Origin of the sequence: Duganella sp. 3397, assembly GCF_031456625.1 — a bacterium.
GTDB classification, from domain to species: Bacteria; Pseudomonadota; Gammaproteobacteria; order Burkholderiales; family Burkholderiaceae_D; genus Rugamonas; species Rugamonas phyllosphaerae.
This window is the reverse complement of the sequence record NZ_JAVDVB010000002.1, coordinates 443,812-456,548: the sequence shown is the minus strand read 5'-3', so window position 1 is coordinate 456,548 and position 12,737 is coordinate 443,812. Positions and strand designations below refer to the sequence as shown.

At 53.1% G+C, this 12,737-nt stretch carries 9 protein-coding genes and 1 pseudogene; 9 read left to right on the top strand and 1 reads right to left on the bottom strand.

Annotated elements, in window-relative coordinates; all coding sequences use genetic code 11:
- Window positions 1–180: 180 nt before the first annotated feature.
- Complete coding sequence (locus tag J2X54_RS06600; RefSeq protein WP_310179836.1) at window positions 181–663, bottom strand: hypothetical protein; 483 nt, start codon at window positions 661–663, stop codon at window positions 181–183.
- A 136-nt stretch (window positions 664–799) separates the two neighbouring features.
- Here J2X54_RS06600 and J2X54_RS06595 point away from each other — a divergent pair, with 136 nt between their 5' ends.
- The 9 genes and pseudogenes from J2X54_RS06595 (at window position 800) to fabI (ending at window position 12,736) form a co-directional block, all read left to right on the top strand.
- Window positions 800–2,161, top strand: a complete 1,362-nt coding sequence (locus J2X54_RS06595) for a DUF2799 domain-containing protein (protein ID WP_310179292.1) — start codon at window positions 800–802, stop codon at window positions 2,159–2,161.
- Between the two features lie 85 nt (window positions 2,162–2,246).
- Window positions 2,247–2,918 (top strand): annotated as a pseudogene (locus J2X54_RS06590) (PepSY-associated TM helix domain-containing protein); the annotation flags it as partial.
- Window positions 2,919–3,657: 739 nt separating this feature from the next.
- Entirely contained in the window at window positions 3,658–6,687 is a 3,030-nt protein-coding gene (locus J2X54_RS06585) for an NACHT domain-containing protein (protein WP_310179290.1), read from the top strand.
- Between the two features lie 96 nt (window positions 6,688–6,783).
- Complete coding sequence (locus J2X54_RS06580) at window positions 6,784–7,206, top strand: antitoxin VbhA family protein (protein WP_310179289.1); 423 nt, start codon at window positions 6,784–6,786, stop codon at window positions 7,204–7,206.
- 704 nt (window positions 7,207–7,910) lie between these two features.
- Window positions 7,911–9,509, top strand: a complete 1,599-nt coding sequence (locus tag J2X54_RS06575) for a P-loop ATPase, Sll1717 family (protein ID WP_310179287.1) — start codon at window positions 7,911–7,913, stop codon at window positions 9,507–9,509.
- Between the two features lie 78 nt (window positions 9,510–9,587).
- Window positions 9,588–9,743 (top strand): hypothetical protein, encoded by a 156-nt coding sequence (locus tag J2X54_RS06570; protein WP_310179285.1) that lies wholly within the window; start codon window positions 9,588–9,590, stop codon window positions 9,741–9,743.
- Window positions 9,744–9,824: 81 nt separating this feature from the next.
- Window positions 9,825–10,766, top strand: a complete 942-nt coding sequence (locus tag J2X54_RS06565) for a phosphate acetyltransferase (RefSeq protein ID WP_310179283.1) — start codon at window positions 9,825–9,827, stop codon at window positions 10,764–10,766.
- 3 nt (window positions 10,767–10,769) lie between these two features.
- The gene (locus J2X54_RS06560) at window positions 10,770–11,960 is read left to right on the top strand and encodes an acetate/propionate family kinase (protein WP_310179282.1); all 1,191 of its coding nucleotides are present in this window, start codon (window positions 10,770–10,772) and stop codon (window positions 11,958–11,960) included.
- A complete protein-coding gene (fabI, locus tag J2X54_RS06555) occupies window positions 11,960–12,736 on the top strand; it encodes an enoyl-ACP reductase FabI (RefSeq protein WP_310179280.1) in 777 nt (258 codons plus the stop codon). The genes J2X54_RS06560 and fabI overlap by 1 nt, the downstream gene beginning before the upstream one ends.
- The last annotated feature ends 1 nt before the right edge of the window (window position 12,737 follow it).

Sequence of the window (12,737 nt, the reverse complement as noted above, 5' to 3'; positions counted from 1 at the left end):
GCAGATATTCCCGGTGAGATGTAAGCTTGCAGTTTAGTCCAGAGACTATATTAATTGCTGTTCGGTACGTCGCACACTTGGCAACAGATCTTGAAAAACAAAATCGGCGAAGTACACAACGGCGCGGCCACGTCCGCCGCCACCACCGCGTTCCGGAAAGGCATGGCCGGCAGCGACAACCTACTCAAACACCTTCAATTTCAGCTGGATCGACAACGCCCCATACAGCCGATCCTTGTACTTCGGTACCACCGCCACGTTCACACCCACGCTCTTGTACTCGAAGCTGGCAGTCGGTATCGCCGCCGGGAACCAGCCACCGTCGCGCATATTCGGATAGCCGTTGAACGCCCCGACCACCGCGCCCAGCCGCACCGGCCCGATCCTGAACGGCTGGTAATACACGCCCGCGTAGTTGGAATACTGGCGGTCGCTATTATAAAAGCGTCCCACCGTCGCCGACGCGACGGTCGAGAAGCGGTATTCGGCGCCCAGGCCGGGATTGCTGTCGTTGAGGCCCTTGTCGCGATCGAAGTGGTACGAATAGAAGCCGGCATTGAGCCACACCTGCTTGAGCGGCGCCGACTCGATGACTTCGAACGTATCGGCCACGGCAGCGCCGGACCAGCCCGCCAGCGCCAGGACGGACAAAAGCAAACGCAAACGCAAATGCAAACGATTAGGCATGTAGTGATTCCCGGCGGTGAAAGACCGGTCATTATAGCCACTTCAGGCTCTATAATTGCGCAGCCGAAACTTAAAAACCACCGCCATGACGCTTGCCGCCCGAATACTTCCCTTGATTCTGATTGTGCTGCTGGCAGGCTGTTCCGCTGCGGTCAAGCAGCGCATCGCGGCCTGCAAGATCGGCGACTGGCAACAGATCGGCAAGACCGATGGACTCGAGGGGGTACCGGCCAATTTCGCCGACCGCAAGGATTTCTGCGCGGACCATGACGATGGCGGCAAGTCTGCCACGGCCGACGCCGGGGCCCGCTACACCCTGGGCTGGGAGCAGGGCAATACCCAGATGTGGACCGCCATGGGCGTGGCCGATGGCGCGCGCGGTCTGCCGCAGCAGTTCGTCGTGCGCGCCGCCGCCGAGGACGTGCGCAAGCGCAAAACGCCACTGAACCAGGGCGCTTACGACGCTGGCTGGCTCAAAGGCAATGCACAGTATTGGGAAGGCATCGGCAAGCGCGACGGCGTGGCCGGCCAGCCGATCGGCAGCAAGGAAGCGGGCCGCAGCCAGGCCAGCCAGGCCGGCATCCGCTTTGACGACGCTGCCTACAGCAATGGCTGGCAAGTGGGCAACCGCCAGTTCTGGCAGGACGCCGGGGCCAACGACGCCAGCAACGGTGTGCCGGACAGCGAGCTGCTCAAGCGCGCGGCGCAAGCCCGCAGCGCCGGCGTGCAGGTGCAGGAGGACGTCTACCGCGCCGCCTGGAATGCCGAGATCGTCAACTACTGGCGCAACCTCGGGGCGCGCGACGCGGTGACGGGGTCCGAATTCGGCGTGCGCGGTCGCGAAGCCCGGCAAAAAGGCCTGAAGATTTTCGAGGCTGAATATCGCCAGGCGTGGGAACAGCGCCTGATGCAGCACTGGGAGCAGGTCGGCAAGGAAGATGGCTACGGCAAGCCGTTCCTGCTGGAAGAGCGCATCGCCAACGCCCGCCGCGACGGCGTCTTCGCCATCCCGGACACCCGCACCATCTACACGCGCGCCTGGGAGGCGGAAAACGCCCGTTACTGCGTGCCGGAAAACGCTTTCGAATACGGCCGCGCCAACCGGGCCATGGCGGTGGAAGTGTGCCAGCCACCGCTGCGCGACAAGCTCAAGCGCGCCTGGCTCAGCGGCCAGGACTTCGCCACTGCCGAAGCGCGGCAACGCCAGGCGGTCGACGACGCCCGCCAGCTCGAAGCGCGCCTGTACGACGGCCGCAAGCGCCTGGACCGGCTCGAGCGCGACCTTCGCAACAACCAGCCCACCAAGGAGAAGCCGGCCACCGACGACTCCGACAAACAGAACCGCCGCCGCGAACAGGAGCGCCGCGAGCTGATCGACTACCTGCGCCGCGTGGACCGCGAACTCGTCGAGGCCCGGATGTGGCTCGACCAGAACGAGCTTCACATGCAGCGCCTGCGCCGCGAGATCTATTAGTCACCACCGAATCATCACCAAATCATCACTAAAGCGAAACGATTTCCATTATCATCTGCGATCCTGTGTTCGATTGCTCATGACGATGAAAACCATTAATGTCCGGCGCTGGGCCTGGGTCCACAAGTGGACCAGCCTGGTGTGTACGGTGTTCATGCTGCTGCTCTGTATTACCGGCTTGCCGCTGATTTATCACCACGAGATCGATCATCTGCTCGGCAACGCCATCGAGGCGCCGGTCATGCCGGCTGCCACGCCCAAGGCCAGCCTCGATGACGTGATCGCCGCCGGCAAAGCCCTGTATCCCCACAAGGTGATGATGTTCATGTCGCAGGAGGCCGACGCGCGCGAGATCTGGTACCTGACCATGGGCGATACGCCGACCGCAGAACAGTTCAAATCGATTGCGGTCGATGCCCGCACTGCAAAAGTGTTGGGCGAGCCCAGTTTCGAGGGCACGTTCCTGGGCGTGATGTTCCACTTGCACGTGGACCTGTATGCCGGCCTGTGGGGCAAGCTGTTCCTTGGCTCCATGGCGCTGCTGCTGCTCGTGGCAATCGTGTCCGGCGTGGTGCTGTACGCGCCCTTCATGCGCAAGCTGCATTTCGGCGAGGTGCGGCGCAGCCGTGGTCCGCGCGTGAAATGGCTGGACCTGCACAATATGCTGGGCATCGTCACGCTCACCTGGCTGTTCGTGGTGGGCGCCACCGGCATGATCAATACCTGGGCCGACCTGCTGGTGAAGTACTACCAGTACACGGATTATGTAATCCATCAGGTGTTGCGCATTGTTAGAACCCACATTATGAAAAGAACTTTACAAAATTGTTGCGCATTGATAGAAACCACACTTCTAAGGCCAATGGCTAAAAAGTTGCAAATCTGACCGACCTGTTACCTCATCTGTACTATGATGTCATCATCGCAACACCGAGTAGCGTTTTTTGATGCACACCCTAATGGATCGTCATGGAACACAATTTTGAAAAATTGAAGTTACACATCCTACGTTTGTCTGCCTCGCAGGATTTTACATGTGCTCGAAGCGAATGGAAACTAGTGGGTGTCGAGGTCTCCGCGGAATTCGACAGTTGCCCGTGTGGGCAGCAAATAAAAGAGCACTGTTATATAAGAAATCATCTCACTGGCCATCACACATATGTGGGTAATGTTTGCATAAATCGATTCCTGGGGATTCAGACAGGGAATCTTTTCGACGGCCTGAGGCGGATTCGCGAAAATGATAAAGCCAATGTCAATCTGGATCTAATCGACTACGCCTATAAGCTTGGCTACATCTTTGAGAGTGAACACGGGTTTCTTATAAAAACTAGGCTCAAACGAAAGCTTTCTGAAAAACAAATTTTATGGAAGCAAAAAATCCATCGCAGAATAATAAACTCTACTATCGTACAAAAGCGAACGGCAAGATAACTAAAAATCTAAAACATAAAATTTTTCAGATTGAAAATTAGTGTAGGTATTAAGGACCGGCAATGGCGAGCAACGCAAATAGCAATGATTTTAAAATTAGAGTTGTGGATTTCGCTGAGCATATATTTGACTATATTACGTTGAGTGCGGATAGTCAAAACTACTGGGTGAAAGTGATTGCCCTATCAATAGTTTTAATAATAGTACTGTTACTATTTTATCTTTCTTTTAAGCTGGTGAAGAAATGTATAGAAATGGGATTAACTCTGCTTGAAGCCTATAGGAAAGGCAGATACAGAGTTGTAGTTAGAGCCGAACAGCGAAGAATCGTGCGACGGCGACAACAATTCTGTATGGTACTGGATTCTGACCTGTCGAGTATAGCAAAGGCAGAAAACTGGAATGATCAGTATTTTACTGATCTAGAAGCAGAAGTGGAGACCGAGGGCGGATACTATGCTTCTGCCTTAGACAAAATTGCAAAGAAAAAATTTTACGGAATGAGACGGGTGTCGTCTCTAATCAAAGCTATTGACACGAGCACCGAGCGTGCTGTCCTCCTGGTTGGCGAGCCCGGAAGCGGAAAGAGCGTCGCGCTGAGACATCTGGCAAAACAGCTTGCAAACAGGGGGGTGAAATCTAAAGATCCGAACATTCCGATACCTCTATATCTAAATTTGAGAGAGCTGGAGGTGTCTGAGGACGAGGTCGTTAATGCAGATTTAATCAAGCGCTTTGTTCTGGAAAATATTAGAAGAGGAGATGCAGACACCTCATCATATGTGAAAGATAATTGGATGGAAAATAAAGAAAACGGCTCCTGGCTGTTTCTTTTCGATTCCTTTGATGAAATCCCTGCGGTTCTTCACGCAGCTACTGATAGTCAGGCAGTGAAAATCTATTCGGATGCAATCCGCATGTTCTTGGATGGGCAAGGTGAGTGCAGAAGTGTTTTGGCTTCACGAGAGTACAAGGGGCCTCAGGCCTTACCGTGGAAAAAATTTACCATATTAAAGTTGAGTGAGAAAAAGCAAAGTGAACTGGTGGAAAATTCATTTCTTCCTCCTGGGAAAATTGAAATAATTAAACAATATCTCGCCAATGATCGGAATATGTTAGCAAACAGTCCATTGTTTCTAAGCCTTCTTTGCCGACATTTTAAAGATACCGATACCCCACCTACAAATGATCACCAACTGCTATTAACGCATATTCTGAGATTAGCTGCAAGAGAGCCTGAACATATCGAAAAAAAGTATAAATTAACTACGGAAAAGCTGGTTTCCGGGGCTCGTATGTTAGCCATAGCGTTTGCTAAAAACCAAGAATTAAGCTTGGCTCCAAAAATCGACGAAATCTCTAGAGCCTTGGGAGATAGTGCTATCTCACCCGACGATCTACAGGATCTAATATCGGCGTTGGTTGATGTCAAAATTGGTAGGAACGACGTGGCAACTGCACGGAAGGGTGATCGACGTTTTGCATTTGCGCATAGACGATATCAAGAAACATTATTTGCTGATTATTTAGCTTCAAATCCATCATATATAGAACCCAAGGATCTCCTCACATTGCCTCAGTGGCGAGAATACGCTGTTGCATTACTCCAATCTCAAAATTCGGATGTAATATTGCCTATAATTAAGGCAGCAATATCCGTAATCGAAGAAGATGCAAGTAGTCAACAAGTTGTGTTGCCAGAGTATGCCGACCAGCTAACAGTCGGTTATTACAACTGGACGGGGATGAAATCAATCGCTGTTCTCGAAGCATTACAAGAGGGCCTAGGTAAGCGTAAGGATTTAATTATACCTGAATTATCAAAATCGATATATAGATTGCTATCCCCGCGAATGATATACGGCGACTCTATCGATAATTATATGGTTATTAAATTAGGCGGACTACTGCCCTTAGACGTCCTGACTCTCTATTTAGGCGATGCGCTCAAGAATAATTTTCAAAATGAAGTATCGGAAATTGCGTTAAGACAGTGCGTTTTTTTATCGCAAACCAGCGAAGATTTAAATAAACAAATCTGTAAAAAGATGGCCACGCTAACCTTATCCGCGCATAATAATACATTAACGCTCAGGGCTAGCGCTCTGGCGGCGCAACTCCCAAATTCACTAGGCATCGCCGTAGTGGTAAAAAGGTGTGCCAAACTTCGACCGATTCTCTCTTTCCTTAGTACGCTAAGTCTAATGGTCCTCTTTCCTAACTGGATAATTAACTATTTACTTAAGCGGATGAATATCAAAAACGATTTTACTGAATCTCTTCAGCGAATTCTCCCTAGTAGCACATATGCAGGTGGCGCTGAATGGATGACTGTTTTTATTTTTATCCCCGTACTGTTTATCTCAGCGCTTTTTTCGTCAATGCTGCAATTAGAATTAAAAGAGAGTAAAGATATTATCGTGTTAAACAAAGAGATTTTATTTTATTACATTCTGCTACCTATGCTTGCGATTTTTCTAAGTCTTTCTATGATGTATCTGCACCGCGATACCCCTCACAGAATAACGCTCAGAGACATTCTAGGCATGAAGTTATCCAAGCTATCGAAAGATGCTCGATTTACAATAATGGCCGGACTGGGCTCACTTGGCTTTATGTTGCTAGTTCCGGCTGCATTAGGAAACTCAGTATATTACATTGTTAGATTATTTAATAATGAATTTTTTTTGAATTCACCAGCTCTTAAAATAGGGTTCCCATTACTGGGTGGAATTGTGCTTTTGGGACTGATAACTGTGGCAGTCAAAAGGTATCAGATTAAGAAAGATCGAATAAAACGTTTCGCTGAAATTGCATCAATAAATTCAAAAGACTATGAAATTTTTCTTTCTGCTGAAAATTCTCAAGAAGCGGGCGACTGGTTGTACATTTATCCAGAATTTTTAAGTAGTGATCTTAAACAAATTAGATCGGCCTCCGCCGTGGTTTGGGGATGGCAGAAGTCAGATGCTGAACGTTACAGCGGACATCGGCCATTGTTACGCACTGCCATAATACCGACTGCGCGCCTATTGTCACTACTCTGGAAACGGTCCAAGACTGCTTTCGACGGATCTAGAGCACATGAGTGATTCTGCATATGAGGATAAATTTAGTGCCAAATTAATTTATTTAGTTTATTTAAGTTGTTTGCAATTTAAAACTTTTTTTAGAGCAATGTGTCAATAATGGCTAAAGTCGCGACATCTATCGTCGAGAAAAAAAATAACGAAGTTGATGCGTTCATAGAAAAAGCCACTTCAGAAGAAATTTCGCTTTGGCTAACGCAGAACATCTTATTAAAGCGCGGGGAGCAAGATTCAAAACCATGTGAGGAAGAGCGCAAAGTCCGACAGGAACTTGTTCGACAATCGAATGCCAATATCCAACTTGAAGGCTTCGAGCTAAATATTCAGGCCACCATGCTCAATGAGCTTTATATCAGAGGCTTCATCGACATTGAACAAAAGTTTGCATTAATAAAAAAATTCATGGCGCATAGTGAGCCTGAGCGAACATTAAATTTGGGAAAATCGAAAAAATTTCGCCCCCGCGAAACATGCGAAAGTCAGACGTTCCTTTTTGATGGACTATGCGTCGTACATAAATAGCGGTGCGGCGATCATCAGGTCATAAGGCTCTGCATCGGGAATGGGTACAGTTCATGCCGCCGCTTCCTCTGTAAATGACGGTACCGATCGCGGCTATGAGGAGCATCGAAGCAGCGATGACGACCGAGATCATTGTTCACCATCCCGGTTTGGTCCGACGGCGCAATATTGGAAGGTGCACGGTTATTCAGCTTTGCTGTGAACCAGCTTTGATCGTGTGCCTGCGGCTGGTAGATTGCCTCTGATGATCGGCGGCGCGCCATTTCAATTATCGAAGACTCGATGGGGGGATAAATCAATTTATTGCGCAAAATTGTCCCTGTGATATCTAACGTCGGGTGCCTGAGATGCCGCTGCTGGATGGCAGCGCACTAGCACCGGAGGAACGGCTCAATAGTGATAATGTGTGAGTTTTCCTTTTCGGAAATTTTTTGAGTGGTCGTAAGCGCGCCATTAGAAAAACGTTGCAATAGATATGATAGCTTTATTTCTCCATGCCTAAGTATAGTATAGTGAGGTACACAGGCTCGAAGCCACCGTTGGAAGGATTAGCCCGCACCGCTTGTGCGAGAAACGATTAGCAAGAGTTTAGAAGGAAGTGGTGCTCTTTATACGCTCGTTCATTAATAGTTTAGACCACATCAATTTTCATTATCGGGCAACCAATGCGATATACTTTTCGACGAAATAGCTCTGTGGGCGCAATGGATGCTGAATCCGACGTACGATTTCTTAATGTATGTTTTTTTGATACCGGAGACCTCGGTGTTTTGATTGACTGTGATGAACCGAAACGTATAGTACTTGGCAGGGTGGGTGTAGGTAAAAGCGCTCTACTGTCTAGAGTACGTGACACATGTGATCATGCCTACGAAATTCGTGCGGAAGACTTGGCTCTAGGGTATATCGCCAATTCTGACATTATTCAATTTTTTGAAACCGCTGGTGTAAAGCTGGATTTATTTTATCAACTCCTCTGGCGCCATTTGTTTGTTATGGAGTTACTAAAGCGTCGATATAAGCTCGATGATAATGAATCCCTCCTAACTCAACTAAAAGACATTATTTTTCTTGACCCGGCTAAGAAAAAAGCTTTGGAATATTTTGAGCAGTGGAATGGGAAATTCTGGAGTGACACAGAGACAAGGGTAAAAGAGTTTACAACTAAGCTTGAGGATAAGTTATCGTCTTCTTTTGGCGGTGACTTGGGCGGGATACAGCTTACAGCCGCTTCAGCTCGCCAGCTATCTGAAGAGATTAAAGGCGAAATCATTCACAAGGCACAATCGGTCGTTAATGAGAATCAAGTTCGCGCACTCAGCGAGATCATAGCTTTTCTCGCTGAAGATGTTTTTACCGATCCACAAAAACGTTTTTATCTCGTCATTGACCGCCTTGATGATGCTTGGGTGGATGATCGCATTCGGTATAAGCTTATTAGGGCTCTTATAGAGACAGTCAAGGCTTTCCAGCGTGTGCGTAACGTAAAGATTATCGTGGCCGTTCGAGAAGATCTTTTGCGAAAAGTATTTGATGAGACTAAAGATGCCGGCTTCCAGGAAGAAAAATATGCTTCTCTTCTGCTACGCTTGCGATGGAGAAAGCAGCAGTTAAGCGAGCTTGTGGATCTGCGGATTGATAAGTTGGTCCGCGAGCAATATACTCAAAGACGGGTAAAGTTTGACGAGGTATTTCGTGCTGAGGTCCGGAATCAAAATGCCATTGATTACGTGCTAGATCGCACCCTCTTACGTCCACGAGATGTTATTTCATTCGTTAATTGCTGCATTGAACTTAGTGAAGGAAAGGAATTCGTTGCGCCCTCAACTGTTCAAGATGCAGAGCGAAACTATTCGTTAGGACGTTTGCGTTCTTTACATGATGAGTGGGCAGGGATATATCCAAATCTGGAGCTTTATTGTGAGATACTTCGTGGTAAATCAGATCATTTCAAAATCGCACGAATTGATGAGGGTGTGATAGTCGGGCTAATGGGAAATCAGTGGTCGGACTTGCCCTTAACTGATCCAATAGGTCGTCTGACAAACGATTACCTGGCCGGAAATCGAAAGCTTGAATATGTTGTTTCTCAAACTTTGAAGTTGCTTTATACCGTGTCTGCAGTGGGGATAAAAAATGATACAGCAGATCGACCCAGTTGGTCGTATCTAGAGGACCGCGGTGTTGCTGAGAGTCAGTTTAAAGGTAATGCCACTGTCTACATTCACCCAATGCTTTGGCGATCACTCGATATTACTCCTCCTACTAGAAATGATCCTAGGAAAAAATCTAATAGAAACTAGCGAATATATAGTTGGGATGGGTTATATTCTAGCCTGAAGGCATTTCATAATGTGTCCAGCCGGAACCCAATCCATGGGATGTGGGGCGGCCCGCTGGTGATGGCGATGCTGACCGTGATCGGCTTGCTGTCGGCGCTGCTGGGCGACGGCTTCTGGGACTCCCTGTCCGCCGTGGCGCTGGGGATACCGGTGCTCGCTTGCGCCTGGTTCGGCTGGCGCAGGCGTTGGCGTTGACGTTGCCGCAGCGCAGCGGAACCCGGTTGCGTTTTTTACACTATTGGTTATGATGATCGTTGATACCGCTCAGGAGCAACGATGACCAGCATTGCCCATCCCAACTACGACCGCCTGATCGACGCCGCCCGCAAATCGGGCCGGGTGACGGTGGCCGTGGCGCACCCGTGCGACCGCAGCGCGCTTGAAGGCGTGCTCGACGCCACCCGGCTCGGCCTGATTGCACCGATCCTGGTGGGACCTGCTGCGCGCATTCGCCAGGTCGCCGACGAAGCGGACCTGGACATCGGCGGGCTGCCCATCGAAGACACGCCGCACAGCCACGCCTCGGCTGCGCGCGCGGTGGAGCTGGTGCACGAAGGGCGCGCAGCCGTGCTGATGAAGGGCAGCCTGCACACCGACGAATTGATGGGCGCCGTGGTGGCCACCGCCACCGGCCTGCGCACCGCGCGCCGCCTGAGCCACTGTTTCGTGATGGACGTGCCGGGCCGGCCCGACCCGCTCATCATCACTGACGCCGCCGTCAACATCGTACCCACGCTCACCGACAAGGTCGATATCGTGCAGAACGCCATCGACCTGGCCCACGTGCTGCGCTTCGACCCGGTGCTGGTGGCCATCCTGGCGGCGGTGGAAACCGTCAGCGCCAAGATGCCGTCCACCATCGACGCCGCCGCGCTGTGCAAGATGGCCGACCGTGGCCAGATCACCGGCGCCATCCTCGACGGCCCGCTGGCCATGGACAACGCCATCGACCCGCACGCCGCCGCCATCAAGCACCTGGTCTCGCCGGTGGCCGGCCGCGCCAACGTGCTGGTGGCCCCTGACCTGGAAGCCGGCAACATGCTGGCCAAGAGCCTGAGCTTCATGGCCGGCGCAGCGGCGGCCGGCATCGTGCTGGGCGCGCGCGTACCGATTGTGCTCACCAGCCGCGCCGATACCGTGGCCGCGCGCCTGGCCTCGTGCGCGGTGGCGGTGCTGGTCGCGCACGACCGCCTGCGCACCGTTGCAGTCGTGGCGTAAACCATGGCCCCGCGTGATTGCATCGTCGTCATCAACGCCGGTTCGTCCAGCATCAAGTTCTCGCTGTACGACGGCGCCGCGCTCGACCTGGCCATGCGCGGCAAGATCGAAAACCTGTACGCCGGCGTAACCCGTTTTGTGGCGCAGGACGCCGCCGGCGCCATCATCGACCAACACCGCTGGCCCGACGGGCCGATCGACCATGCCACCGGCATGCGCTTCCTGATCGACTTCGCCCAGTCGCACCTGGACGGACGGCGGGTGGTTGCGGTGGGCCACCGCATCGTCCACGGCGGCGTCGATTACAGCGGCCCGCAACTGCTCACCGGGGCGGTGCTGGCGCGGCTCGATCAGCTGGTGCCGCTGGCGCCGCTGCACCTGCCGCACAACCTGGCGCCGGTGCGCTCGATGCTGGCGATGGCGCCGCAGGTGCCGCAAGTGGGCTGCTTCGACACCGCTTTCCACACCAGCCAGCCGGTCGCGGCGCAGGCATTCGCGCTGCCGCCCCGCATCACCGATCTCGGCATCCGGCGCTATGGCTTTCACGGCCTGTCGTACGAATATATCGCCAGCCGGCTGCCGCAGTCCGATCCGCAGCTGGCAGGGGCCAGGGTGGTGGCAGCGCACCTCGGTAATGGCGCGAGCATGTGCGCCATGCTGGCAGGGCGCAGTGTGGCCAGCACCATGGGCTTTACGGCGGTCGATGGCCTGCCGATGGGTACGCGCTGCGGCGCGCTCGACCCCGGCGTGGTGCTGTACCTGATCGACGAACTGGGCATGGACGTGGCTGCGGTGCAAAAGCTGCTGTACCAGGAGTCGGGCCTGCTGGGCGTCTCCGGCCTGTCGGCCGACATGCGCACGCTGGAACAGAGCGGCGACCCGCGCGCCCAAGCGGCCATCGCGCTGATGGTCTATCGCATCGGCCGTGAACTCGGCTCGCTGGCCGCCGCCTTGGGCGGGCTCGATGCGCTGGTATTTTCGGGCGGGATCGGCGAGAACAGCAAGGCGCTGCGCGCGGCAGTCTGCCGCGATGCCGCGTGGCTGGGCGTGCGGCTCGACGCCGCTGCCAATGACAGCGGCGCTGACGGCATACGCCGCATCAGTACTCCCGACAGCAGCGTGGCCGTGTGGATAGTGCCGGCCAACGAAGAACTGATGATCGCCCGCCACACGCTGGACATACTGGAGCACTGATGAATACCGAAACCGTTTATCCGATATTGGCCGGCAAGCGCGCGCTGGTGGTGGGCGTGGCCAACGAACACTCGATCGCCTGGGGCTGCGCGCTGGCATTCCGCAAGCTGGGGGCGGAAGTGATCCTCACCTACCTGAACGAAAAAGCCTATCCCCACGTGGCGCCGCTGGCCGCCGACATCGACGCGCAGTTACTACCGCTCGACGTCACCCAGCCGGGCCAGCTCGAAGCGCTGTTTGCAGTGCTGGCCGAACAGGGACAGCTCGACATCGTGGTCCACTCGATTGCCTTTGCACCGAAGGCCGACCTGCAGGGCGGCCTGCTCGATTGCTCGCTCGACGGCTTTTTGCAGGCGATGGACGTCTCGTGCCATTCGTTCGTGCGCATGGCCAAACTGGCCGCGCCGCTGATGACGCAGGGCGGCACCCTGTTCGCCATGAGCTACCACGGCGCCAACAAGGTGGTCCCCAACTACAACGTCATGGGTCCGGTGAAGGCGGCGCTGGAGGCAGCGTGCCGCTACCTGGCCTACGAACTCGGACCACGGGCGATCCGCGTGCATGCGATGTCACCGGGGCCCCTTAAAACCCGCGCGGCCTCGGGCCTGAAGGACTTTGACTGCCTGCTCAACGATGCAGTGGCGCGGGCGCCGATCGGCGAACTGGTGGACATCGTGGACGTGGGCAACACCTGCGCGTATCTGGCGTCACCTTATGCACATCGCGTGACCGGCAGCACCGTGTACGTCGATAGCGGCCTCAATATCGTCGCCTGAA